The sequence below is a fragment of the Shewanella sp. 433 genome, assembly GCF_059338565.1.
Map to the genome: position 1 here is coordinate 3,715,558 of NZ_CM181703.1, position 25,385 is coordinate 3,740,942.

Below are 25,385 nucleotides of genomic sequence, written 5' to 3' on the forward strand. Positions count from 1 at the left end.
ATTAGTTTCTCCCCTGGCGAGTACGGTCGCTACGAGAAGGACGCCCGTCAAGTGGCATACTTAAATTATCCACCACGCTGTTAGCAGACTGATTCGATGAACCTTGCGCTGCCGCTTGAGGTTGCTTAGATGCTTTGTTTTGGTCCATCAATTTATCCAAAGGCAAATACATCATATTGCCGCTGCTTTTCGCATCGACCAATACTTTGTTAGCACCCGAATAAACCTTTGACATCGCATCGATATAAAGACGATTACGAGTCACTTCTGGAGAAGCTTGATACTCTGGAAGTAATTTCTCAAAGCGAGCGACTTTACCGCGAGCCTCTAGAATTTCACGTTCCTTATATGCGTTAGCTTGTTGTTCCATACGTTGTACGGTACCACGAGCTTTAGGCTCAATCTCACGCGAATACGCCTCAGCTTCACGGATAAAGCGTTGCTCATCCTCTTGCGCTGCAATAGCATCATCAAAGGCATCTTTCACCTCTTCAGGTGGGCGTGCAGGCAAAAAGTTAACGTCGCGAATTTCGATACCTAAATTATACGGTTCGATAATACGGTTCACTTCATCCCAAGTATCGCGGCGAATCTGATCACGTCCGGTGGTCAAAATGTCATCCATACGGTTGTGACCGACCACATAGCGCAAAGCACTATCAGTAGCTTCACGTAAACTTGAATTCGCATCGACAGCGCTGAACAAATAGCGATAAGCATCGACTACAATGTATTGCACATCTAGCTCAACCAACACCACATTTTCATCAGCTGTCAGCATGCTTCCCGATGCAGGGATCGAGCGAACATTACTCACGTTTACCGGAAACACTTCATCGATGAAGGTCGCTTTCCACTGTAAGCCAGGTTCCACTTGACCGATATATTGGCCAAAGCGTAACGCAACCCCTTTTTCAGCTTCTTTAACGGTATAGAAACCCGAGAGTCCCCACACCACCACGGCGATACCTAAAACAATAACGAATCCTAATGTACTGAATCCACCGCCAGAGCCATTACCTTTGCCGCCAAAGCGTTTAGAAATATTCTTAAACACTTCGTCTAGATCTGGTGGCCCTTTGTCATTGCTATTTTTATTTCCCCAAGGATCTTGACCCTTGTTACCGGGCTCGTTCCAAGCCATTTAGCACTCCATAGGTATGAAATAAACGAGATTACTAAAAACTACTCTACTGCTGCTGTTTCAACAATAAAGGTTTCCAATTCCCCTTGGCTCTGCTTTGTTAATCGATGCCAATCGGCTTCTAATAAACGTACAGACAAGATACAGTTCCCCAGATCGTCATACTCTTTCTGCTGTATCACATCCAGTCGATAAAACTGACCAAGATAATGCCCAGCCGTCGCTGGTATTTGCAAGGTAAGCTCTAAAACGGCACGACCTACAATTTTGTTGATCGCCTCCTCGAGCAATTCCAAGCCTTTGCGTTGTTGAGCCGAAACCCACACCCGCGTAGGAACCCCTTCACTATCGTAATCGATCTTGGGACCCACATCTTCCAACAGGTCTATCTTGTTACAGACAACCAATTGTGGAATATCATCAGCACCTATCTCTTTGAGCACCAACTGCACTTGCTCAAAGTTATCACCCATATTGTCATCAGAACAATCGACTATGTGTAATAACAGATCGGCTTCACGCGTTTCTTGTAATGTCGCTTTGAAAGCAGCGACAAGATCATGCGGAAGATGCCGAATAAAACCAACGGTATCGGCTAAAATAACCGGACCGTCTTGTAACTCTAGCTTTCTTAAGGTCGGATCGAGCGTAGCAAACAATTGGTCTGCCGCATAAACATCTGACACGGTAAGTGCATTAAATAATGTTGATTTGCCAGCGTTAGTGTAACCAACTAAGGATACGGTAGCTAATTCACTGCGCTGACGAGCTCGTCGACTCTGCTCTCGCTGCTTGTCGACTTTTTCCAAACGCTTGTTGATTGTTTTAATACGTCCACGCAACAAACGTCTGTCGGTTTCAAGCTGTGTTTCACCAGGGCCACGTAAGCCAATCCCGCCTTTTTGTCTCTCAAGGTGGGTCCAACCACGTATGAGGCGCGTTGACATGTGGCGCAATTGCGCTAGCTCCACCTGTAACTTACCTTCGTACGTACGCGCACGCTGCGCAAAAATATCGAGGATGAGTGTTGTACGGTCTAATACACGGCACTGACACACCTGCTCAAGATTTCGCTCTTGGGCTGGGCTCAATGGATGATTAAAAATAACCACACTCGCGTCAGTGGCAGCAACTAACGCTGCTAATTCTTCCGCTTTCCCTGAACCAACAAAAAACTTACGATCTGGAGAGCGACGACTTCCCGTTATAACACCTACGGTTTTGGCTCCTGCGGACTCAACTAACAAACGAAGTTCAGTAATATCTTCTCTACTGCTTTCATCGGCAAAGTCGATGTGAACAAGAACGGCTGCGTCTCCCGCTTCATAGCGATCAAACAAAAAGTAAACTCCTCAGGAAATTACTCAGCACTGTCTTCTGTAGGTGCGTTGTAACTGCCCGTCTGATTAGGGGTGTTGTGATGGTTGCTCACATTAAATGGGCGCGCTGGCACAACTGTTGAAATAGCGTGCTTATATACCATCTGGCTGACAGTGTTCTTCAATAAAATAACAAACTGATCAAATGATTCAACTTGTCCTTGAAGCTTGATACCGTTAACTAGGTAGATAGATACCGGAACGCGTTCACGACGTAATGCGTTCAAAAATGGGTCTTGTAAAGATTGCCCCTTTGCCATTATATAATTTCCTTTTTTATTAAAATTAAATAAAACCTAATGCTGCATCAACTTCGGGTTTGGTTTTAGTATTATATAGAGTGAATGAATTAGCTAGCGACAATATTGTATTAGTCGACCTATATTTGCATCATCACCGCTCTCTAGCCAATTTAAATCGGCCCAGCCGCGTAACCATGTTAATTGACGCTTAGCCAATTGCCTAGTCGCAACTACGGATTTTTCAACCATAGTATCATAGTCGTAATCACCATCGAGGTATTGCCATACTTGACGGTACCCCACACAGCGCATCGAAGGCAGTTCTAAATGCAAATCACCACGCGCTTTGAGCGCTTGCACTTCTTCGATGAACCCTTGCTTTAACATGGTATCAAAGCGTGTAGCAATGGCTGAATGTAACACTTTCCGATCGCTTGGGGATATACCAAATTGCACAACTGAGTATGGCAATGCGGCGGATTTCACCTCTGTTAATTCGGTTAAGCTTTTACCACTGATACGAAACACCTCTAATGCCCGCGATAAACGCTGTGGGTCGTTAGGATGAATACGCTGCGCTGACACGGGATCAATCTGCTGCAATTGCTGATGCAGTGCTTGCCAGCCTAGTGTTTCAGCCTCTTTGGCGATATCGGCTCTAATTTCATTGTTCGCCGCTGGCAATGGTGATAATCCCTCAAGCAAGGCTTTGAAATAGAGCATGGTGCCACCCACTAATAACGGTGTTTTCCCCGCGGCTAAGATATGTTCAATTTCGTTAAGCGCATCATGGCGAAAATCGGCGGCTGAGTAACTTTCGCTAGGATCACGAATATCAATCAATCGGTGTGGCGCACGAAGTTGCTCTTCAGCACTGGGCTTAGCGGTACCAATATCCATATCACGATAGATGAGAGCTGAATCAACCGAGATTATTTCACACTGGTGACGCTCCACGAGCTCAATAGCTAACGCAGTTTTGCCGGACGCCGTCGGTCCCATTAGGGTTAAAATTGTCGGCTTATTATTGCTAGTCACTCGTTTGCTCACTTAACCACTCTTGCCAAGGTAACGCCTTGGCTTTCGATATTATTTGTTGCTGTTGCGGCTCAGGTAACTGACAAAAATCAGTCCAAAGTGCTGACGCCGAAGTAAAGTGATCTCGGCCATGGCCAACTAACCAATTCACGATGGCCTCATCTTCTGGCTCTTCAAAGCGAATCCACTGTAAAAAATCAGCGATAACATCCGCTAACTTGCTTTGCCTTAGATATGGGGGCACTTTTTTGATAATCAACTGCCCCAATCGAATAGTTAATTCGAGGCCCAGTTTCCTGATAAGTTGCTCTCGTTGCTCAAGAGTATCGAGCCAGTCATTGTCAGCTTTTATTGACACCGGCATCAATAATGGTTGCCCCACGAGCCCTGATGCAAGCTTGTGCTCTATCTGTTGACGCAGCACTGCATCGGCGACGTTCGAAAACGCCAATAACTTCAGAGCATCACCTTGCGCAATTACCCAGTATTGCCCAGCTAAAACCAAAGGCATAGGCGATGGTGGTGCAGTTGTGGACCTGTTTACATCGGGTGTCGCAAGCAACTGCGCATAATTATCAATGGCTACCTGCGAAGGTAAATCTGGTGCTTGATAGCGATCTGAATGGCTTGATCGATACCCAGAAGCAGTAGACTGACTATAGCCTGATTCCCGTTGACCATACGCCGAAGTAGCTCGTTCATGCACATGACGTTCTTCAATCGGGGAAGAAACAGGAGCAGACACGCCATACTGCCCAGCAAACGGCGACGATGGACGGTTTGCCGCTGGCGATGATTGTGCTGATGGTTCTTCGGTGTGCTCCGCTAGAGCCTCATTCCCCCCAGGCTGATAAGCATTCAACGGCAACAGCTCAGCCTGTGACAGAGCCGATTGTAAGGCTTGTAAAATAAAGTCATGTACATAGCGACTTTCATGGAAACGCACTTCATGCTTTGCTGGATGCACGTTAACATCCACTTGATGTGGGTCAATCTCAAGCATCAACACATAACCAACCTGAACGCTCTGCAATTGCTCAGCAAACGCTTGTCTCACCGCATGATTAACCAGCCTATCACGCACCAATCGACCATTAACATAAAAATACTGAGTATCACTTGAGCTCACCTCGAAATGCGGCGACTGGATATAGCCACTGAGCTTTAACCCATTATGCTCGCAATCTACCGCCAACGCATGCTCGGCAAATTGTTTACCGCTCACCTGAGCTAGACGCTGTAGATACTGATTTTGGGTATTCGCCGGACGATAATTACGCACCATTTTACCATTATGCTTTAGGGTAAAATGGATATCACGTCGCACTAAAGCAATCCGCTTAAGCCACTCATCAATATGAGTAAATTCTGTTTTGTCGCTTTTTAGAAAACGACGACGAGCAGGGGTATTAAAAAACAGATCGACCGCTTCTACCGTAGAGCCTACAGGGTGTGCGGCGGGGATCACTTTTACCGCCATTTCAGAGCCTTCAGCAAAAGCCTGCCACGCCTCAGTTTGGCTAGCAGTGCGCGAAGTGAAGGTTAAACGCGATACCGAACTAATACTGGCAAGTGCTTCGCCACGAAAACCAAAGCTTAAAATAGCATCGAGATCATCCAAAGAAGCCAATTTAGAGGTCGCATGACGCGACAGCGCCAAGCCGAGTTGATCTTTTTCGATCCCTGATCCGTTATCTTGGATCTTAATCAGCTTACTGCCGCCTTTATCGATTTCGATATCGATTTTGCTGGCGCCAGCATCTAGGCTGTTTTCAACCAACTCTTTGATAACCGATGCGGGACGCTCAACAACCTCGCCAGCGGCAATCTGGTTAGCCAGCTGAGGAGGCAAAATTTTAATGGTCATTTTGACTCCTATTAAGCGCGGGGAATGACCAGCTTCTGGCCAATACGAACTGTGTTTGATTTAAGGTTATTGGCCTTTTTAATACTGCTTACCGACACTTGATAACGATGAGCAATAACCGATAACGACTCACCTCTTTCGACCTTATGGCTCAAAGTACTACGATTAGCCAGAAGGGTATTGGCGGGCGGGTTGGTTTCAAAGTAGCGTAATACGCCCTTATGTACCGCATTAGCAATATTGTTTTGATGCTCGCGCTGTGTCAGTAAACGCTCCTCTTTATGGTTAGAGATAAAGCCTGTCTCAACCAAAATAGAGGGAATGTCGGGAGACTTTAATACCGCAAAACTGGCCGCTTCTGGCTGGTGCTTATGTAATTTAGTGACTTTGCCTAAATTGAGTAATACATCACCGGCAATATTATGGCTAATGGCCATAGAACGGTCCATCGACATGTCGAGTAAAGTCATGGCTAGATACTGTTCATTATCGGCATTTTGAATGATCTCACCCGCACCGCCGAGCAGTTCTGAATGCTTCTCTTTTTGTTCCAGCCAACGACCGATCTCACTGTTAGCCCGTCGCATTGATAGCACCCAAACCGAGGCACCGTGTGGCTGAGGCGAAGTAAATGCATCAGCATGGATTGACACTAACAGATCGGCTTTACTGGTACGTGCAATTTCTGAGCGCTTATTGAGGTTAACAAAATAGTCACCAGAACGGGTCATGACGGCCTTCATGCCTGGGGTGGCATTGATTTTCGCTTCCACCTTTTTAGCAATCTGCAACACCACTTTTTTCTCATAGGTCCCTTTAGGGCCGATTGACCCGGGATCATCACCACCATGACCTGCATCAATCGCGACGATCACATCCCTTAATTCAGACACGGGCTTGGCTTTAACGATTTGCTGTTCTGCCCCACCGTCTTCAAGATCGACAACTAAACGATTGCCGTACGGCGCTGTTGGGGGTAAAGCAAATAAATTAGCTTTAACAGGCTTAACTAAATCGATGACGAGTCTAAGCGTGCCTTTTTTTGGAGGCTTACTAATGCGCACCTTTTTGACTAGCTTACTATTATTCTCGATCTTGCGAAGATCCATCGCGGTCGAGGTACCACTGAGATCGACCACCAGTCGATAAGGACTCGTCAAAGTAAAGTGGCTATATTGCGGCGGCTGACGTAGGTCAAAAACTACCCGCGTCGATTTCGGCGCGGCCCAAATTCGCACACCATCTAACCTATTCGCGCTGTGAGCCATTGCTGGAACACACAACAGCAACAGCAGCAATACACGCTTTATTATCGAATCAGTTGTTATCATTATGAGGTAAACTGTCTAGCAGTAATTGCCCAGCAGGCTTATTTGCACTTAAGGTAACCTCTCGGCCTTGATCAAGGTATTTTATATCGATAAATAGATCGGCTTCGGGCAATATACCAGCCCCTTTATCGGGCCACTCTACAATGCATAAACTATTATCGGCAAAATAATCCCTAATCCCCATAAACTCCAACTCCTCAGGGTCACTGAGACGATATAAATCAAAATGATAAACTTCAATACCATTCAGTTCATAGGGTTCAACTAACGTATAAGTTGGGCTCTTAACCGCCCCTTGATGACCTAAACTTTGGATCAAACCACGACTAAAGGTCGTTTTTCCAGCGCCTAATTCACCACTCAAATAGATGGTTAACGGAGGCGTGATCGCTTGAGCTAACTGCTGCCCTAAGCTCACTGTGTCAAACTCGTTTTCAAGATAAACTGTCACTGGCGTCATGTTATATTTGTCGTAACCTAAATTGGAGCAAACTGATTATAACCAGATACTTTAACCCAAACTGAATTCTATCTAAACAAACATTAGCTGTTTTTAATCTGATGGTTTTAAATCTTGTCCACTAGCGCACGGATATGCGGAAACAGATCGCAAGCCAACATACCACGCTCACCCTCTTTAGCCGCCATATCTGCAGCGACGCCATGCACCACAACACCCGCGCTGGCCGCATCCATATTGGACATTCCTTGCGCCATTAGCGCCGCAATTATGCCCCCTAATACATCACCACTGCCACCACTGGCTAATCCAGGGTTACCCACTGGGGCAACATGGCAACGAGTGCCATCGTAAATAAGTGTGCCCGCGCCTTTCAATACCACAACGCCACCATACTTGGCTTGCAAGGCGTAAGCTGCAGCAAAGCGGTCTTGTTCAACCTCTTCAATACTGAGCCCCAGTAGCCTTGCCGCTTCGCCACTGTGAGGCGTTAACACCCAATGGCGCTGCTTATTGGGCTCAAGTGCCAATAGATTAAGCGCATCGGCATCCATAACGCATGGCTTATCGCTTAATCCAGTGGCTTTGAGTAAATTGTATCCCCAGTCATGCTTGCCAAGGCCTGGCCCTATTAATAATACATCGGCCCACCCCAATCGTTGATACACCTCCATATCAACCAACTCACACCCCCAAAACATCAACTCTGGTCGCCCAGCATTGATAATAGGGAGATGCTGCGGCCTGGAAACCACGGCAACAAGACCTGCACCGGCGCGTAAACAGCTTTCGCCAGCCAGCCTTGGCGCACCGGCCATACCGATATCCCCCCCGATCACAGTGACCTTACCACAAGAGCCTTTATGACTATTTTTCGCCCGAGTGGGCATGCCTAAGTCGGTGACTCGGTGCGCAATATTAATGACATTAGACGGAGGAAGGTGTGGGGTTAATCCAATATCGGCAAACCATAAATAACCGACGCAATCTCGAGCCTTGCCGGTAACAAGCCCTTGCTTTACGGCTCCCATGGTCAATGTCACATCCGCTTTAACCGCCAGCTGCCCAGCCCCCGTGTCGGCATTAATTCCCGAAGGCACATCGATGGATAACACCCAAGAAGGCTGCTGATTGACAGTGGTAATAATGGCCGTAAACGTCTCATTGAGCTCGCCGTGAAAGCCGGTACCGAGTAAACCATCAATCACCACATCAGCCGCTAATAACCCTTGCTGCCAATCTTGCTCTAGGTGACCGCCTGCCGCCAGAAACGCCGCTTTGGCATAACTCACGCCTTCGCCAACAGGTTCTTTTTCAAGGGCATACAATTTTACTTGGCAGCCAGCTTCAAGCAGAAGCGTGGCACAGATATAAGCATCAGCCCCATTGTTGCCATATCCCGCTAATACCAAAATCTGGCTAGTTAACTTATTTTGCTGCTGCAATAATGCAAAGGCCGCCTGCCCTGCGCGATCAATTAACCCTAATAACGATATTTCACCTGAATTGATAAAATGGGCCTCAGCCTCTCTCACCATTTGTGCCGAATATAATGTTTGCGGAAGTTGTGCATCACAAAACAACATGGAAAGACTCCTAAAAGTTAATAAAACATCATATGCGGTAGATAAGGCTTAGCATATTCGATGTTAGATAGCTTGTTTGTCATTAGATTCACGACTTACCGTAATTATTGAGATAAGTTTGATCTTGCACAAAAAAATGAGCCAGATAGTACGACTTAAGCCTGAGCTTTAGGTAAAGGTTGGCATTCTGCGGGGCGGGGGGTAAAACAATGTGGTGACCTTGGGCAATAAAGAAGGGAAAACGCGCAAGATAGAAACGGTTAGCGCGGTTCAAGCTGGTAGCAATAGATGCTGGGCGTAGCTCCCAGCAACAGATAACTCAGTAACTTAAGCCTGTTAAGCGACTAAGTTATCGACATACTTTAGATATCATCCATACGAATGCAGCTATGCACTAAACGCTGCTGTTGAATTTTCTTTACTCGTACCAGCTCGCTCATCGCATTTTTGACATCACCAGGCACAGATGAGTCGGCCGTTTTCTGCAGCAGTCCAATCAGACGGTTATCCAAATCTAAATGCAGCTCTAATAAATCTTCTTCATTCATATTGGCTTTAGGAACCACCTCTTGGCAGCGTTTGATGAAGTCTTCAAACACAATATCGTTGTACCAAAGTTCTAATAATTTAGAGGGGGCCTCTTCGATATAATCATCTATCTTCAGTGACATCTCTTTTTCATGCTGCTGTAAGTACTCAAGCATCAACTTGACGCGAGATGAATCAACTGCACTGTGTAAACGACCATATAGTCGAGCCATTTCTAAGCGACACTTAGAGATATACTCCAATTGTTCATTAAGCTGCTGAAATCTCATCTTACCCTCTCCCATCCAAGCCAAGCCATTTGACTAGGCGTCAATATCGATTCGATTTCATTATGAAGTATTTTGCGAATTTTTTTTTGAACAAGGTCATAGTTTGCACAGTTCAACCATATTTACATTAGGTTTCGTTAAAGAAATTAAGCGGCAATCGCCCAAGACCAAATTAACTGATACAAGACATTTAGCATGAACCAAGAACAAACTTGTAGCATACGATTGCAGCGATTTCTGGCGCTAACAAGTTTAAGGAGGAGAGAAATAATAAAAGCGAAAGAAAAATTGGAGCGACATATCGGCTTCGAAACAAGCAACCGATGACATAGACCTTAGGTAAAGTATAGCACTGTTTCTCTGATAAATTAGAGTCAACTGTTCTAAAATTGCAAGCAAGTTTAGCGGGAGGGATACAAAACGAAAAGGAGATTGGAGCGACATATCGGGTTCGAACCGATGACCTATACCTTGGCAAGGTATCGCTCTACCAACTGAGCTAATGTCGCATAAATCTTTTTATCTATAGCATTTGGTGACGCTATAAATTGTAATTTGGAGCGACATATCGGGTTCGAACCGATGACCTATACCTTGGCAAGGTATCGCTCTACCAACTGAGCTAATGTCGCAATCAAATTTGGAGCGACATATCGGGTTCGAACCGATGACCTATACCTTGGCAAGGTATCGCTCTACCAACTGAGCTAATGTCGCATAAATCTTTTTATCTATAGCATTTGGTGACGCTATAAATTGTAATTTGGAGCGACATATCGGGTTCGAACCGATGACCTATACCTTGGCAAGGTATCGCTCTACCAACTGAGCTAATGTCGCGTTTCAATCCTGCTAACGTGAGCCGCTAGCTGAAAGTTGAGGCCGCATTATAGGAGAATTTCGCCCCGCTGCAACCCCTTGCTTTAAAAATTTATACTGATTGATTAAATTTTAAATACTTTATCACGATAAAACTGTAATTCAGCAATAGATTCTTGAATATCGACCAAGGCTTGATGGGTGCCACGCTTAGTAAAGCCATCCATTACTTCAGGCTTCCAGCGACGAACCAACTCTTTTACTGTACTCACATCAATATTACGATAATGAAAGTAAGCCTCAAGTGTTGGCATATAACGGTTCAAAAAGCGTCTATCTTGACCAATACTATTGCCGCACATGGGTGACACGCCTTTGGGTACATGTAACGCTAAAAATGCAATCGTTTGTTCAATTGCTTGCGCTTCATTGATGCGGCTTGCTTTAACCCGTTCAATTAAGCCAGATTCACCATGATGTTTCTGATTCCAATCATCCATGCCTGCCAACACTTCATCTGACTGATGGATCGCAATCACAGGGCCCTCTGCCAGAATATTTAGCTCCTTATCAGTCACAATAGTCGCTATCTCAATGATTCTATCGACACTAGGCTCTAACCCCGTCATCTCTAGATCAACCCAAATCAGATTACTTTCATCTGCAGCCATGTCTCTGCCTTATTATTACGTTTGCCTAAATTCAGGCTTTTTTGTTTAAGACCGTGTATCATACTGCTTTCTTTAGACAACACAAAATAACCTTAATTTTGACGATGATTACACTGTGAGTAAAAAGAAACCTTTAAGTCAAGGCCAGCGCCGCCGTATGCGTGCTAACCACGAAAAACGTTTGCAGCGCAAAGAGGCTGGTGACGCCGCACCAGAACTACAAGATAGTTCACTTGGGCCCGAGTTGCTCGGCACCGTCATCTCTCGTTTTGGTCAACATGCTGACATTGAAACCGAAGATGGCCAATTGGTCCGCTGTAACATACGCAGAAATATTCAAAGCTTAGTCACTGGCGATAAAGTGATTGTCCGCCTTACTGTTGAAACCACAGCGACCATTGCCGGCGTTGTCGAAGCGGTGCACCCAAGGCACTCATCATTGTCTCGACCTGACATGTACGATGGCATCAAAATTATTGCCGCCAATATTGACCAAATATTGATTGTCTCATCGGTAGTACCAAGTTTTACCACCCAAATTATCGACCGTTACCTCGTGGCCGCTGAAGACACAGGCATAGCGCCTGTCATTATCCTCAATAAAATTGACCTACTTAGTGCAGAGGAAGCCCCCCAAGTTGAAGCGGCTTTACGTCGCTACCAAGAAATTGGTTACCCTGTGTATAAAGTCAGCAGCATCGAAGGCGAAGGGGTCGACACCATAAAAGCGCTGCTTAAAGATAAAGTGAGTGTGTTTGTCGGCCAATCAGGCGTTGGAAAATCATCATTAATCAATGCGCTATTACCCGACGCCGAATTACTCACTGGCGATGTGTCTGAAAACTCAGGCCTAGGTCAACACACCACCACCACGGCTAAATTACTGCACTTCCCCAGCGGCGGTGACCTAGTGGACTCACCTGGCGTGCGCGAATTCGCTTTGTGGCATCTGCCTCCAGAACGTGTCGGCTGGTGTTTTATCGAATTTAGAGACTATATTGGCACCTGTAAGTTTAGGGATTGTAAACATAAAAACGATCCAGGTTGTGCCATTACCGCTGCGTTTAACGAAGGCAAAATATTCGAAGATAGGTACAACAACTATCATCGCATCATAGACAGCCTCGATGAGCAGCGCCATGCTCGTCATTTTAGAAATGACAGCGACTAACCAACTGCCAGCAACATAGCCATATTGGATTTTAAGGATAACTAACGTGGACAAACTGAAAATTGCCTTGCAATACATGATGCCAAAACACCTTCTCTCACGCCTGGTTGGTAAGTTAGCGGCAGCAGAGCTAGGTATGGTCACCACTAGCGTAATTAAGTGGTTCATCAAGCAGTACAAAATTGATATGAGCGAAGCCGCCCAAAGTGAACCAGAGGCTTATGCCAGCTTTAACGCATTTTTTACCCGCGCATTAAAACCGGGAATTCGTCCTTTATGTGATGATGACGATTATATCGTCCATCCTGTCGACGGCGCCGTCAGTCAATGTGGCCCTATCAAATCGGGACGCATCTTTCAGGCTAAAGGCCATGACTACTCTGCTTTAGCCTTATTAGGCAATCAAGTCGATGATGCAAAGCGCTTTGAAGGAGGCGATTTTGCCACCATTTATCTAGCGCCTAAAGATTACCACCGCATTCATATGCCAATAAAAGGCACCTTATCTAAGATGACCTATGTCCCTGGTGAACTGTTTTCGGTCAATCCATTAACGGCTGAAAACGTACCTGGGCTATTTGCTCGAAACGAGCGCGTCGTGGCGATGTTTGAAACCGAAATAGGCCCTATTGCTATGGTGCTTGTTGGCGCAACCATTGTCGCCAGCATCGAAACTGTCTGGGCTGGCACAGTCACCCCGCCAACGGGTAAAAAAGTCTTCACCTGGGACTACCCAACTGAAGGGCCGGAAGCCTTAACCTTAGACAAAGGTGAGGAAATGGGTCGCTTTAAGCTAGGCAGTACTGTGGTGATGTTGTTTGCTAAAGATGCCATTGAAGAGTTTGCCGACGGTGTTAAACCCAAAGCGGTCACGCGCATGGGTCAAGCTTTTGCCGAAATAGACTAACTGCGACATTGAAGCCGAACGCTAGCAGCCATCACGGATTAATCGAGCTGCATATTGCCGTCTTACTCTTTGGTGGGACGGCACTGTTTTCTAAATTAATCCCACTGAGTGCACTCGATATTACCTTGCTGCGCTGCGCTGTTGCCGCCCTCATTTTAGCGCTTATTGTTAAAAGCAGTGGTTGCCGCCTTCGTCTCAACGCTCACAAAGATTACCTGATAGCAATTGGGCTTGGGGTTATCGTGAGCCTGCATTGGGTCACCTATTTCGCCTCTATGCAGCTCTCATCTGTGGCCATAGGGATGATTGCCTTTTTTACCTATCCAGTGATGACGGTATTAATTGAGCCACTGTTTAACGCAAGCCGCCTCAAACGCACCGACTTACTAAGCGGTATTAGTGTGCTCTGTGGCGTCAGTTTATTGATCCCCGAAGCCACACTCGGTAACGATGTCACCTTGGGGATCATTTTGGGCATACTCTCAGCCATGCTGTTTACTGCTCGTAATTTACTCCACAAGCGTTACTTTGCTGAATATAGCGGCGCACAAGCCATGCTGTATCAAACCGCCGTGGCCGTTGTGTTTTTAATGCCTTGGCATCAAGTCAATATCAGCACCATCAACCACTCAGTTTGGGGCTTGATTATCCTACTCGGCGTGGTATTTACCGCCGCGCCGCATGCGTTATTTACATCGGCACTACGTCAACTTAGCGCCAAAACCGTCAGCTTAGTTTCCTGCTTGCAACCCTTATATGGTGCGCTATTAGCACTGTGGCTATTAGGGGAAGAGTTAGCTCTGAATACGGTGATTGGCGGCGCGCTGGTGGTGGTAACCGCCATCTATGAAACGCAACAGAGCCATAAAAGTCAGCGGGCCCAAAAACGATCAGAGACCGCCTCGACATAGTCAAGGTGATTGGCAATAACCACAGATCAAGCAGCCCTGTCGCGATTCAGTTCAAATTAACCGATCCATCAATATCATTTTCTATCTATATTGGTACTATATAGCGGTCTATCCATGTATTAATGCCAATAAAAAGCAGATTATGTCTCGTATTTTACTCATTTTTCTATGTGTTCTTTCTTTTGCAGCCACTGCTAACTCACCGCTATCTCTTAACAAACACTTAGGGATAGGCCAAAGCACAAATACCATAACGAAAACCCCCGAAGAGCAACTGGCTTTACTGGAACAACAGATCAATGAGCAGCGCGAACTACAAAGTAATTTCGAGGCGCTGCAGCATCAATATCAAAACAAAAAAAATGATATCAGCAAACAAATAGAGCAGGCATCTAAGCCGTTAAGTTGGCAACCACAACAAGATTTAAGCCAACAAGCCTCCATGGCTTACCTTCGCCTATCTGAACTAAAAGAGATTGAAGCCAGCCTAGGGCAACAAATTAACGAACTGATCAAACGACAGCATCAACTGCCCACCATTATTACGCAGGCCAATAGCACGCTAGCGCAGCACACTCGCACCAGTAGTAGTAACGAAACCGACATAACCGAAGCCCAAGGGCGGCTCTACCGCCAGACATTGTCGACACTGGAATCAGAGCTTGCCAGCAGCCAAAAACAGATCGCCCTCACTCAACAACAGTTAACCTTAGTGCGCCGCCAATTGATCCAGCAAGAACAGCTGATCGAAAAGCTAAATGCGGCGATTTCAGTGCAACGCCATAAAACCACTGCCGCCACCATAGCGGCCAGCCAAATTGAAACCTCGGCAACCGATGATGCACTTGCGCTAGCACTTAATGAACAAAACCAAGCCTACGGCGAACAGCTACAACAACTCACTTACCAAATGAGCGAAGTGGCCACCAAACAAGAAGAAGCCGAAACCCAATATCAAATGCAAGCCAAGCAGTTGAGTAATATTCAGCAGCAGATAGGCTTAGTCAAACTGAATTCGGCGTTTGGTGAGCGTTTTTTGCGCATTTTATCGTCACTGCCTAAACCACCTAATCAAGACAAGATCAGCAATGATATCGCCAACGCACGTCTTGAACGCTATCAAATAGAGCAAGATCTCACCTTGCATGCCAATCTCAACAACGGGGCGAGCGATCACACACCATTGCAAACTAAATTGTTGCAATCACAGTATAAATTGCAACAACAACTACTGGAAAACTACGATTTGTATATCGGCGAGTTAGCCGAACTGCGGGTGCTCTATGAGCAACTCAATCAACAATACAAAAATCTTAAAACAACCCTCAACGAACATCTGTTCTGGGTTGCTAACGCCAATAGTATTGACCGATTCTGGTTTAGTGATCTGCTGCAAAGTAGCCAATGGCTGCTAACCCAAGCTCCCTGGTACCAAATTACCGACTCCTTTAAGGAACAAAGTACGCTGTGGTCTTGGTGGATAATCTTATTTGTCTTATGCCTAGTGCTTCAGGACCTAGTCACCCCAAGCTTTAATAAAGCCATGGCCCACAATGCCGCATTTGTCGGTAACGTAACCCAAGATAAGTTTGCCTACACCATAGCCGCGCTTTTTACTTCGCTATGTTATAGCGCCATCAAACCCTTACCATTATTGACCGGCGGCCTGATTTTATATTACTCACAGCATAACTTGGTATCATCGGTTGGTATGGGGATCTTAGCTATCACCGCCTTGTACCTGCTATATCGTTTTACCGATCTGCTTGCGTTAGAAAAAGGGGTATTAATTGGCCACTTTAAAGGTGATGCCAATACCATTCATGCGGGGCAGCAACGGCTGCGCACCTTCACTCTGATGACCATGCCAATCATTGGTGTGCTGGGTTTTACCGAGGTGCTAGAAACCTCAATGATCCGTAACAGCTTAGGCCGTGGTGCCTTTATCTTATTTGCCATCATGCTGTTTTGGTTTTATAAAGATATTTTACAGCTATCTAAGCAGAAGCGACGTTATCATCAAGATGATAAAAACAAGCGCCTCCTGCAAAAAACACTCTGGGCCGTACTGTTATTGCTGCCGCCCGCATGCGCTATATTAGCCTTTAGGGGCTACTATTTTACCGCCTTCCAGATGTTGTTACAGCTACAGCTGTCCTTGATCTTGTCATTGAGCTTTATGTTGCTCTATCAACTGATCAAACGCTGGATGCTGATTGAGCGCCGGCGGATCGCCTTCCACCGCGCAAAAGCCAAACGCGCCGAAATATTGGCCCAACGAGAAAAAGATGACGACAGCGCCAATAATGAACAAGGCGACACCTACGAAGAGCCAGTGGTCGATCTAGAAACCATCTCGAGTCAATCATTAGGCTTGGTGCGTTCGTTATTGACCCTGGCTTTCTTAATCAGCTTAATTGGACTGTGGACACAAACCCACAGTGCCATCTTCTCATTTTTGGATGGCATCACCCTCTGGACCAGCTCGACCGTGATCGATGGTATCTCTCAGCAGCTGCCTATCACGCTTAAATCGTTACTGCTGGGACTGATTATTGTGGGCTTTTCATTAATGATTGCCACTAATTTACCCGGCCTACTGGAACTGATGATCCTCCAGCGGCTAGATCTAACACCGGGTACGGGTTTCGCCCTTACCACGGTAAGCCGCTATTTGGTGGTGTTTTTTGGTATGTTGAGTGGCTTTTCCACCTTAGGGATGGAATGGTCCAAGCTGCAGTGGTTAGTGGCTGCCCTCTCGGTGGGTTTGGGTTTTGGCTTACAAGAAATTTTCGCCAACTTTATCTCGGGTCTTATCATCTTATTCGAAAAGCCAGTACGGATTGGAGATACGGTCACCATTCGCGACTTAACCGGCACTGTCAGTAAAATTCAGATCCGCGCCACCACCATTGTCGATTGGGATCGCAAAGAGATCATTGTGCCCAATAAAGCATTTATTACCGAGCAGCTGATCAACTGGTCATTATCCGATCCTATCACTCGAGTGATTGTGTACGTCTCGGTAGCGCGAGACTCAGACCCGGCCCGGGTTGAAGCGGCACTGTATCAAGCTGTTAAAGAGTGCGATGAAGCGCTGGCGATCCCTGAGCCCGAAGTGTGGTTTGCAGGCTTTGGTAAACACACCCAAGATTACGAAATTCGCGCCTATGCAAAAGACATGAATACCCGTTGGCCGCTGCGTCACAAGCTGCATAAACAGGTGAATAAGAAACTCAAAGAAAACGATTTAGAACTCGCTTACCCACAGCTTGAAGTGCATATTAACAGTGGCCAAGGCAAAGAAACTCAAGGGTTGATTAGAAACTAATGCAGGTATTCGCTCACCGAGGGGCTAGCGGTTATGCGCCAGAAAACACCCTAGCCGCGATAAAAAAAGCAGTGCAACTTGGGAGCACGGCTATAGAAATTGACGTGCACAATGTCGAAGGCCAACTGTATGTATTTCATGATAGGCGCCTCGATGGTAAAAGCACTGGCACAGGACTGATAGAAGAAGTCAGCCAAGCCTATTTAGCCACGGTACGCGTCGGCGCAGAGCCTATCCCCACCCTGTGGGAGTTGCTGGTTTATCTGCAACACGTCGACTGTATCGTCAATATTGAGCTTAAGGGGATGAACTCACTGGCGCCATTTTTAAGCTTGTACCCTAATATCTTATCCCAGCTAAATTTTAGCGCCGATAAGCTGTTGATCTCCTCCTTTAACCACCACTTTGTTGCCAGCGTCAAACAGCAGTTTCCTCAAGTCTTAGTGGCGCCGCTTATTGAGGGCATTCCTTTTGATAATGCCGCCTTAGTGAGCCACTTACAGGCTTATTCGCTGCACCTCAGCTTGAGCTTTATTACCCCAGAGATAGTGATAGATGCCCACCAGCGCGGGGCTAAGGTTTATGTTTATACCGTCGATGATGCGGCAGATATCGCCTATTTAGTTAAGCTCGGCGTTGATGGGATTTTTAGTAACTATCCTGATATTAGTCAGCAAGTTATCGAGCAGCTTAGCTGAAAAGCGAATACACTAATCTAAGCGCTAATCTAAGCCACTCGGTTAAGCTACCAAGTTAACGTGTTAGGCTAGAGTTGCTCACCATATGGCCACAATAAGCGCGATAACGCCAATGATAATAGGGACTTGCTATGCAACATAAACTGCTGCTGCTCACCAGTGATAACCAGAAATACCGCCAACTGCTCGACTCCTGTCACCTCCCACAAATGACGCTACTAGACGATGATCCTAGCAGTATTTTCAGCGCAAACATTTGGTTAGCAGAGCCCCCATTAGCGGCGCCGCTCGTGGGCCATGCGCAGCAATTGACTTGGATGCAATCGACCTATGCGGGTGTCGACCCCTTAGTCAAACCTCGCCTACGCCGCGATTACCAACTCACTAACATTAAAGGGATATTTGGCCCTTTAATGAGTGAATATCTATTTGGCTACTTGCTGGCTCATCAACGTCAACATAAACAGTATCAGTCACAACAGGCGGATAAAATATGGCGCCCTAGCAGCTTTAAAACCTTGCAAGGGCAAACATTATTACTCTTAGGCACAGGCAATATTGCCAAACATATTGCACAAACGGCTAAACACTTCGGCATGCGGGTGACCGGAATTAACCGCGGTGCCAAACCAACGACTGGATTCGATAAGGTCGATACCCTCGCCAATCTGCCCAGCCATATTGCCCAGGCCGATGCCATTGCCGCGATCCTGCCTAGTACGCCAGATACCCGAGGCATTTTAGACAGCCAAATGCTCAGCATGATTAAAGATGAAGCCATTTTATTTAATCTCGGTCGAGGTGATGTACTCGATCTCGATGCGCTATATCAACAACTACTACAGCGACCCAAGCAACAAGCGATTTTAGATGTGTTCAATCAAGAGCCGTTACCCGACAACCATCCCATCTGGTCATTAAGCAATGCCACCATCACCCCGCATATTGCAGCACCGAGTCAGCCTGAGCAAGTGGTGGAAATCTTTGCCGCTAACTATCACCACTTTATCAAGGGGCAAGCGCTCAGCCATTTAGTCAACTTTGAACGCGGCTATTGAAAACTTACCTTTAAGCATTATATTGGCGCTAGTCACCTATCAAGGGAGCTGTCAAAACGGACTAAAATAGCGTCTGGTTTTTAATAGCTGAAGCTTGCCGCATAAATACTACCTATAACTTAAAGTTATTAGAACTGAGAATCGTTTTCATTTACACTCTCAAGCATCACTATAGAGAGAGCCTTAGTATGTACGTTTGTTTATGCCATGCCATTACCGATACTCAGATTAAACAAGCTGTCGATCAGGGAGATACCTCTTTAGCCGATCTTAAAAAACGTTTGGGCGTTGGCAGCCAATGCGGTAAATGTACCCGCATGGCCAGTGAGATTATTCAAGCAAGATTAGATGTCGCGCCTAACTTCTACGAAGTGGCTTAATCGATGCGTTAGTCATACTAAGACAGACTTACGCCACAAAGCTAAAACCATAGCGTTATGTATTGAGGACTCCTTAGTAACCTGATGCAGTAAAGCCTTAGACATAAAAAATGACCAATAAAAAAGCTGCTTAAAAGCAGCTTTTTGTTATCTCAAGATTTGTTATCTCACTCAGATATTAAAGCTCTGAGGGGTTAAAGCACTGGCTCATCGGCGCCGAGCTCAACTTTATCCACACGCTGTAAACCGCGCGGTAATTTAGCGCCGCGGCGGCCACGCTCACCACGATAATGCTCAAGATCGCTAGATTTCAAGGTCAACTTACGCTTCCCCGCCCACAAGGTGACGGCGGTGTCTTCGGGCACCACCTGTAAATGCATCAGCAGCTCTTCACGATTTTTAGCGCGCTCGCTCGGAATACCGATGATTTTATTACCTTTACCTTTAGACAGTTGTGGCAGTGCATCTACTGAAAACAGTAGCATTCGACCTTCATTAGTGATCGCTAAAATCGACTCACGACGAGACTTATCGACCCGTTTAGGCTGCAGTACTTTGGCATTAGCAGGCAAACTTAATAGGGCTTTACCCGCCTTATTACGCGACACCATATCTTTGTAGTCAGCAATAAAGCCGTAACCTGCATCACTCGCCAGTAGGAAGCATTGCCCATCTTCTCCCATCAAGGCATGCTCAATGGTTTCACCTGGCGACAATTGGAAGCGCGTGGTTAATGGTTCACCCTGGCTACGCGCCGACGGTAAGGTATGGGTATCGGTGGCAAATGCCCTGCCGGTACTACCAATAAACACGCTGGCATTATTGCTGCGCCCTGAGGCGGCGCAGAGGAAACTGTCTCCCGCCTTATAAGATAATGCTGTAGGGTCGATATCATGGCCCTTGGCACAACGTACCCAGCCTTTTTCCGATAACACCACAGTCACCGCTTCGGCTGGGACTAACTCTTGCTCGCTTAAAGCTTTAGATTCTTGGCGTTCGACCAGCGGCGAACGGCGAGCGTCACCATAGGTTTCAGCGTCTTGCTTAAGCTCTTTTTTGATTAAGGTTTTCATACGACGTTCTGAGCCAAGCAGTAGCTCGAGCTTTTCACGTTCGGCTTCGAGCTCGCTTTGCTCCGCCTTAATCTTCACTTCTTCTAGCTTAGCTAAATGGCGCAGTTTTAAATCAAGGATGGCATTAGCTTGGTCTTCGCTCAGGCTAAAGCGCGACATCAGCTCGGTTTTCGCATCGTCGTGATAACGGATGATCTCAATCACTTCATCAATATTGAGGAACGCTATCATCAAGGCATCAAGAATATGTAATCTGGCCTGCACCTTATCGAGCCGATGTTCTAGGCGGCGTCTGACGGTGCTCATCCTAAACTCTAACCATTCGCTTAGGAGCTGCTTAAGCCCTTTAACTTGCGGACGGCCGTTGAGCCCCAACACGTTTAAGTTGACCCTAAAGTTCTTTTCCAGATCGGTCGTGGCAAATAGATGCGCCATGAGTTGATCGCAATCAACGCGATTCGAGCGAGGCACAACCACCATGCGCACCGGACTTTCATGATCAGACTCATCACGTAGGTCGGCGACCATCGGCAGCTTCTTGGCCTGCATCTGCGCGGCTATCTGCTCTAAAATCTTACCGCTACTGGCTTGATGCGGCAGTGCAGTGATCACTATCTCACCAGCTTCGATAGTGTACACGGCGCGCGCTTTAATCGAGCCACGACCAGTACTGTAAATTTTAGCGATATCGGCTCTAGGCGTGATGATTTCCGCTTCTGTCGGATAATCCGGCCCCGGAACCAGCTCCATAATGCGTTCAAGTTCGGTCTTAGGGTTATCCAATAATTCGATACAAGCATCGACTAATTCACGTGCGTTATGGGGTGGCACATCGGTTGCCATCCCCACCGCAATACCGGTAATCCCATTAAGTAAAATATGCGGTAAACGGGCCGGTAACACCAGCGGCTCTTTCATGGTGCCGTCGAAGTTAACGCCCCAATCGACAGTGCCGTGACCCAGCTCTGTGAGTAGCACTTCTGAGAATTTCGATAAACGCGCCTCGGTATAACGCATGGCGGCAAACGATTTAGGATCATCGGGTGCCCCCCAGTTACCTTGTCCGTCAACCAGCGGATAACGATAAGAGAATGGCTGAGCCATCAACACCATGGCTTCATAACAGGCACTATCACCATGAGGATGGTATTTACCCAATACGTCACCGACGGTACGAGCCGATTTTTTATGCTTAGACTGCGCCGATAAACCTAGCTCACTCATGGCGTAGATAATACGCCGCTGCACTGGCTTCAAGCCGTCACCGATATGCGGTAATGCACGGTCCATGATGACGTACATGGAGTAATTGAGATAAGCTTCTTCTGTAAAACGCCTCAGTGGCATCTGCTCGACACCATCGAGGCTCAAATCTATCGCATCACTCATTAATTTGGATCCTGTTGTTCACTCGGTTCACTCTCATTGACGCCGTCATCTTTATAAAACAGTCGATAAACATTGCCTTTAAAATCATCAGAAATATAGATAGTGCCATCGGGAGCCGACAGCAGCCCGTAAGGTCTAGCGACCGGGAATTCACCATCTAGAAAACTCACCACGGTTTGCCGCTCAACTATCTTATCGCCCGCGAGCGTCAGCATAGTGACCTGGTAACCGATTTTACTCGACCGATTCCACGAGCCATTTTCAGCAACAAACATCTGCTCATGGTATTTGGCCGGAAACTGCTGACCACGATAAAATTGCAACCCCATGGGCGCAACGTGGGCGGGTAACTCAAACACCGGAGCGATCACTTTTAACCCCTTAGGTTTTTCATAAGCGGGTTCCTCGACGTCGGTAGCATGAATATAGGGAAACCCGTAATGACTACCAACGGTATCAACGCGATTGATCTCATCCGGGGGTAATCGATCCCCCATCCAGTCTCGACCTATGTCGGCAAACCATAATTTATTATCATCTGGTGCCCAATCAAAACCGGTCACATTACGTAAACCTGTGGCCACCTGTTGGCTGCTGCCGCTGTTGACATCGATGGCGATGATACTGCCAAACGGCGCAGGAGCCTCGCACACATTACAGGGGGCCCCAATAGCAACATATAAGCGGCCATCAGGACCAAAGCGCATCGCGCGGCGACTCTTGTTGGTTTTGCCTGGTAAGCGGTTATACACCTCTTTACCACGATTAGGACGACGCATGCGATTTTCGATATCCGCATAACGGATAATCCGCGAGCCTTCGGCCACGTAAAGATCGCCATCATGAAAAGCGAGTGCTTCTGGATGATGTAGATCCTTGGCGACGATATAGCGTTTATCGACTCGACCATCGGCATTACTGTCCACCAATGCATGGATTGCCCCCGCCTTATAGGAGCCGACAAATAGGGTACCATTGTCGCCCATGGCCATCTGCTTAGCATCGCCCAGATCGGAAGCATACAAAGAGAGCCCAAATCCTTTGGCGACCGTGATCATAATCGATTGCCGCTCGGCATTGACCGCTGTTGCCATAGCCATGGTGACCATGGCTATAAACAACTTAAAAGATAAAGTTTTTATTGATTTATTTTTCATTATCTTAAGTTCATCTACTTATTCATCCTTGAATCATATAGGTTATAGCTGAGCCATATCCCCTTTGGTCTCCAGCCAGGCTTTACGATCGCCTGAGCGTTTCTTCGCTAACAACATATCCATCAGAGCCATCGTATCATCGGCTTCATCAATAGTTAACTGCACTAAACGGCGCGTATTGGGATCCATTGTAGTTTCGCGCAGTTGCAGCGGATTCATCTCGCCCAAACCTTTAAAGCGAGTCACCTGTACTTTGCCTTTCTTTTTCTCAGCGGCGATGCGATCTAAAATGCCCTGCTTTTCCGCCTCATCAAGGGCATAAAACACCTCTTTACCCACATCGATACGAAACAGCGGCGGCATCGCCACATAGATATGGCCTTTCTCTACCAATACTTTGTAATGCTTCATAAACAGTGCACATAGTAAGGTCGCAATATGCAGTCCGTCGGAGTCAGCATCGGCCAGAATACAAATTTTGCCGTAACGCAGCTCAGCAATATCATTACTGTCAGGATCGCAGCCTATCGCCACTGAAATATCGTGCACCTCTTGCGAGGCCAATACCTGCGATGCGTCCACTTCCCAGGTATTTAAAATCTTACCGCGCAAGGGCATGATGGCTTGAAACTCACGGTCTCTTGCCTGTTTAGCACTGCCGCCTGCCGAGTCACCCTCGACTAAAAATAGCTCGCCACGCATAGGATCTTGGCCGCTACAATCGGTTAGCTTCCCGGGTAGGGCTGGGCCCGAGGTCACTTTTTTACGCGCCACTTTCTTGGCTGCTTTTAAGCGTTTCTGCGCATTATTAATGCACATATCGGCCAAGGCTTCGGCCTGCTCTGTATTGGTATTAAGCCATAAACTAAAGGCATCACGCACAATACCAGAGACAAATGCAGCGCTCTGGCGGCTGGAGAGTTTCTCTTTAGTCTGTCCTGCAAATTGCGGATCCTGCATCTTAATCGACAAGATATAACTACTGCGGTCCCAAATATCTTCGGGCGAGAGCTTGATACCGCGCGGGATCAGATTTCGGAACTCACAAAACTCGCGCATAGAGTCAAGCAAGCCTTGCCTAAATCCATTGACATGGGTGCCACCTAGCGGGGTCGGAATAAGGTTAACATAGCTTTCGTTAAGGTAATCACCGCCTTCTGGCAACCAAGTTATCGCCCAATCAACCGCTTCGGTATTGCCTGTCATAGTGCCGATAAACGGCTCTTTGGGTAAGGTCTCTGCTCCGTTAATCGAGGCTTGCAGATAATCGGTTAGGCCGCTTTCATAAAACCACTCTTCGCTTTCACCAGTTTGTTTATTGGTGAATTTAATTCGCAGTCCAGGGCACAATACCGCTTTGGCGCGCAGCAAATAAACCAGTTTAGGAATAGAGAAATTAACTGAATCAAAATAGCTGGCGGTAGGCCAAAAATGCACCCGGGTGCCCGTATTGCGTCTACCGCAGGTGCCTGTGACCTTAAGATCTTCAACCTTATCACCATTCTGGAACGCCATTTCATAGACTTCACCGCCACGTCTCACGCTGATTTCCACGCGATCAGACAAGGCGTTAACCACCGAGATACCCACCCCGTGCAAGCCGCCTGAAAACTGGTAGTTATCGTTAGAAAACTTACCGCCGGCATGCAGTTTAGTTAAGATCAATTCGACCCCAGAAATCCCCTCTTCTGGATGAATATCAACGGGCATACCACGACCATCGTCAATCACTTCCAGCGAGTTATCTTTATGAAGGATCACGTCAATTTTAGTTGCGTGTCCTGCCAGCGCCTCATCCACACTGTTATCGATCACCTCTTGTCCTAAATGGTTCGGACGGGTGGTGTCGGTATACATGCCGGGTCTACGCTTAACAGGGTCGAGTCCATTAAGTACTTCAATTGCATCTGAGGTGTATTGATTTGTCATGGCACACACATATGGTTATTCAGGCC

At 46.8% G+C, this 25,385-nt stretch carries 20 protein-coding genes and 4 tRNA genes; 7 read left to right on the top strand and 17 right to left on the bottom strand.

What is annotated here, in order from left to right:
- Position 1 precedes the first annotated feature (1 nt).
- The 14 genes from hflK to orn form a co-directional block, all read right to left on the bottom strand.
- Positions 2-1,144, bottom strand: coding sequence for an FtsH protease activity modulator HflK (gene hflK, locus AC5YB1_RS16465; protein ID WP_494520045.1), 1,143 nt, complete (start codon positions 1,142-1,144; stop codon positions 2-4).
- A gap of 41 nt (positions 1,145-1,185) precedes the next feature.
- A complete protein-coding gene (gene hflX, locus AC5YB1_RS16470) occupies positions 1,186-2,484 on the bottom strand; it encodes a ribosome rescue GTPase HflX (RefSeq protein ID WP_494520046.1) in 1,299 nt (432 codons plus the stop codon).
- Positions 2,485-2,504: 20 nt separating this feature from the next.
- A complete protein-coding gene (gene hfq, locus AC5YB1_RS16475; RefSeq protein ID WP_494520047.1) occupies positions 2,505-2,783 on the bottom strand; it encodes an RNA chaperone Hfq in 279 nt (92 codons plus the stop codon).
- 93 nt (positions 2,784-2,876) lie between these two features.
- Complete coding sequence (gene miaA / locus AC5YB1_RS16480; protein ID WP_494521666.1) at positions 2,877-3,767, bottom strand: tRNA (adenosine(37)-N6)-dimethylallyltransferase MiaA; 891 nt, start codon at positions 3,765-3,767, stop codon at positions 2,877-2,879.
- 28 nt (positions 3,768-3,795) lie between these two features.
- A complete protein-coding gene (gene mutL, locus AC5YB1_RS16485; protein WP_494520048.1) occupies positions 3,796-5,670 on the bottom strand; it encodes a DNA mismatch repair endonuclease MutL in 1,875 nt (624 codons plus the stop codon).
- An 11-nt stretch (positions 5,671-5,681) separates the two neighbouring features.
- The gene (locus AC5YB1_RS16490) at positions 5,682-7,001 is read right to left on the bottom strand and encodes an N-acetylmuramoyl-L-alanine amidase (protein ID WP_494520049.1); all 1,320 of its coding nucleotides are present in this window, start codon (positions 6,999-7,001) and stop codon (positions 5,682-5,684) included.
- Positions 6,988-7,461: a tRNA (adenosine(37)-N6)-threonylcarbamoyltransferase complex ATPase subunit type 1 TsaE gene (tsaE, locus tag AC5YB1_RS16495; RefSeq protein ID WP_494520050.1), complete on the bottom strand. Its 474-nt coding sequence runs from the start codon at positions 7,459-7,461 to the stop codon at positions 6,988-6,990. The genes AC5YB1_RS16490 and tsaE overlap by 14 nt, the downstream gene beginning before the upstream one ends.
- Positions 7,462-7,568: 107 nt before the next feature.
- A complete protein-coding gene (locus AC5YB1_RS16500) occupies positions 7,569-9,047 on the bottom strand; it encodes an NAD(P)H-hydrate dehydratase (RefSeq protein WP_494520051.1) in 1,479 nt (492 codons plus the stop codon).
- Positions 9,048-9,409: 362 nt separating this feature from the next.
- Positions 9,410-9,865: a hypothetical protein gene (locus AC5YB1_RS16505; RefSeq protein ID WP_494520052.1), complete on the bottom strand. Its 456-nt coding sequence runs from the start codon at positions 9,863-9,865 to the stop codon at positions 9,410-9,412.
- A 433-nt stretch (positions 9,866-10,298) separates the two neighbouring features.
- Positions 10,299-10,374: transfer RNA gene (locus AC5YB1_RS16510), tRNA-Gly, on the bottom strand.
- A 47-nt stretch (positions 10,375-10,421) separates the two neighbouring features.
- Positions 10,422-10,497 (bottom strand) — tRNA-Gly (locus AC5YB1_RS16515).
- 9 nt (positions 10,498-10,506) lie between these two features.
- Positions 10,507-10,582 (bottom strand) — tRNA-Gly (locus AC5YB1_RS16520).
- Between the two features lie 47 nt (positions 10,583-10,629).
- Positions 10,630-10,705 (bottom strand) — tRNA-Gly (locus tag AC5YB1_RS16525).
- Between the two features lie 104 nt (positions 10,706-10,809).
- On the bottom strand, positions 10,810-11,355 hold the full coding sequence (gene orn, locus AC5YB1_RS16530; protein ID WP_494520053.1) for an oligoribonuclease: 546 nt from the start codon (positions 11,353-11,355) through the stop codon (positions 10,810-10,812).
- A 115-nt stretch (positions 11,356-11,470) separates the two neighbouring features.
- Between orn and rsgA the strand changes: the two genes are divergently transcribed.
- From rsgA to AC5YB1_RS16565, 7 genes are all read left to right on the top strand, one after another.
- The gene (rsgA, locus tag AC5YB1_RS16535) at positions 11,471-12,526 is read left to right on the top strand and encodes a small ribosomal subunit biogenesis GTPase RsgA (protein ID WP_494520054.1); all 1,056 of its coding nucleotides are present in this window, start codon (positions 11,471-11,473) and stop codon (positions 12,524-12,526) included.
- Positions 12,527-12,572: 46 nt separating this feature from the next.
- Complete coding sequence (gene asd, locus AC5YB1_RS16540; protein WP_494520055.1) at positions 12,573-13,433, top strand: archaetidylserine decarboxylase; 861 nt, start codon at positions 12,573-12,575, stop codon at positions 13,431-13,433.
- An 8-nt stretch (positions 13,434-13,441) separates the two neighbouring features.
- Positions 13,442-14,344, top strand: a complete 903-nt coding sequence (locus AC5YB1_RS16545; RefSeq protein ID WP_494520056.1) for a DMT family transporter — start codon at positions 13,442-13,444, stop codon at positions 14,342-14,344.
- 142 nt (positions 14,345-14,486) lie between these two features.
- Entirely contained in the window at positions 14,487-17,675 is a 3,189-nt protein-coding gene (locus AC5YB1_RS16550) for a mechanosensitive ion channel domain-containing protein (RefSeq protein WP_494520057.1), read from the top strand.
- Positions 17,675-18,373: a glycerophosphodiester phosphodiesterase gene (locus AC5YB1_RS16555; RefSeq protein ID WP_494520058.1), complete on the top strand. Its 699-nt coding sequence runs from the start codon at positions 17,675-17,677 to the stop codon at positions 18,371-18,373. The genes AC5YB1_RS16550 and AC5YB1_RS16555 overlap by 1 nt, the downstream gene beginning before the upstream one ends.
- Before the next feature lie 131 nt (positions 18,374-18,504).
- Positions 18,505-19,431, top strand: coding sequence for a D-2-hydroxyacid dehydrogenase (locus AC5YB1_RS16560; RefSeq protein ID WP_494520059.1), 927 nt, complete (start codon positions 18,505-18,507; stop codon positions 19,429-19,431).
- Between the two features lie 188 nt (positions 19,432-19,619).
- The gene (locus AC5YB1_RS16565) at positions 19,620-19,811 is read left to right on the top strand and encodes a bacterioferritin-associated ferredoxin (RefSeq protein WP_494520060.1); all 192 of its coding nucleotides are present in this window, start codon (positions 19,620-19,622) and stop codon (positions 19,809-19,811) included.
- Between the two features lie 194 nt (positions 19,812-20,005).
- Here the strand turns inward: AC5YB1_RS16565 and parC are convergent, their stop codons facing one another.
- The 3 genes from parC to parE all read right to left on the bottom strand — a co-directional run bounded on the left by parC (position 20,006) and on the right by parE (position 25,359).
- Positions 20,006-22,273 (bottom strand): DNA topoisomerase IV subunit A, encoded by a 2,268-nt coding sequence (parC, locus tag AC5YB1_RS16570; RefSeq protein WP_494520061.1) that lies wholly within the window; start codon positions 22,271-22,273, stop codon positions 20,006-20,008.
- The gene (locus AC5YB1_RS16575) at positions 22,273-23,382 is read right to left on the bottom strand and encodes a PQQ-dependent sugar dehydrogenase (RefSeq protein WP_494521667.1); all 1,110 of its coding nucleotides are present in this window, start codon (positions 23,380-23,382) and stop codon (positions 22,273-22,275) included. Before AC5YB1_RS16575 ends, parC begins: the two co-directional genes overlap by 1 nt.
- Positions 23,383-23,472: 90 nt before the next feature.
- Entirely contained in the window at positions 23,473-25,359 is a 1,887-nt protein-coding gene (gene parE, locus AC5YB1_RS16580) for a DNA topoisomerase IV subunit B (RefSeq protein WP_494520062.1), read from the bottom strand.
- Positions 25,360-25,385: the final 26 nt, after the last annotated feature.

Coding starts and splice junctions, on each gene's coding strand:
- hflK (WP_494520045.1), bottom strand. CDS start 1,144: ATGGCTTGGAACGAGCCCGGTAACAAGGGTCAAGATCCTTGGGGAAAT.
- hfq (WP_494520047.1), bottom strand. CDS start 2,783: ATGGCAAAGGGGCAATCTTTACAAGACCCATTTTTGAACGCATTACGT.
- miaA (WP_494521666.1), bottom strand. CDS start 3,767: ATGGGACCGACGGCGTCCGGCAAAACTGCGTTAGCTATTGAGCTCGTG.
- mutL (WP_494520048.1), bottom strand. CDS start 5,670: ATGACCATTAAAATTTTGCCTCCTCAGCTGGCTAACCAGATTGCCGCT.
- AC5YB1_RS16490 (WP_494520049.1), bottom strand. CDS start 7,001: ATGATAACAACTGATTCGATAATAAAGCGTGTATTGCTGCTGTTGCTG.
- tsaE (WP_494520050.1), bottom strand. CDS start 7,461: ATGACGCCAGTGACAGTTTATCTTGAAAACGAGTTTGACACAGTGAGC.
- AC5YB1_RS16500 (WP_494520051.1), bottom strand. CDS start 9,047: ATGTTGTTTTGTGATGCACAACTTCCGCAAACATTATATTCGGCACAA.
- AC5YB1_RS16505 (WP_494520052.1), bottom strand. CDS start 9,865: ATGAGATTTCAGCAGCTTAATGAACAATTGGAGTATATCTCTAAGTGT.
- orn (WP_494520053.1), bottom strand. CDS start 11,355: ATGGCTGCAGATGAAAGTAATCTGATTTGGGTTGATCTAGAGATGACG.
- AC5YB1_RS16550 (WP_494520057.1), top strand. CDS start 14,487: ATGTCTCGTATTTTACTCATTTTTCTATGTGTTCTTTCTTTTGCAGCC.
- AC5YB1_RS16555 (WP_494520058.1), top strand. CDS start 17,675: ATGCAGGTATTCGCTCACCGAGGGGCTAGCGGTTATGCGCCAGAAAAC.
- AC5YB1_RS16560 (WP_494520059.1), top strand. CDS start 18,505: ATGCAACATAAACTGCTGCTGCTCACCAGTGATAACCAGAAATACCGC.
- AC5YB1_RS16565 (WP_494520060.1), top strand. CDS start 19,620: ATGTACGTTTGTTTATGCCATGCCATTACCGATACTCAGATTAAACAA.
- parC (WP_494520061.1), bottom strand. CDS start 22,273: ATGAGTGATGCGATAGATTTGAGCCTCGATGGTGTCGAGCAGATGCCA.
- AC5YB1_RS16575 (WP_494521667.1), bottom strand. CDS start 23,382: ATGGTCACCATGGCTATGGCAACAGCGGTCAATGCCGAGCGGCAATCG.
- parE (WP_494520062.1), bottom strand. CDS start 25,359: ATGACAAATCAATACACCTCAGATGCAATTGAAGTACTTAATGGACTC.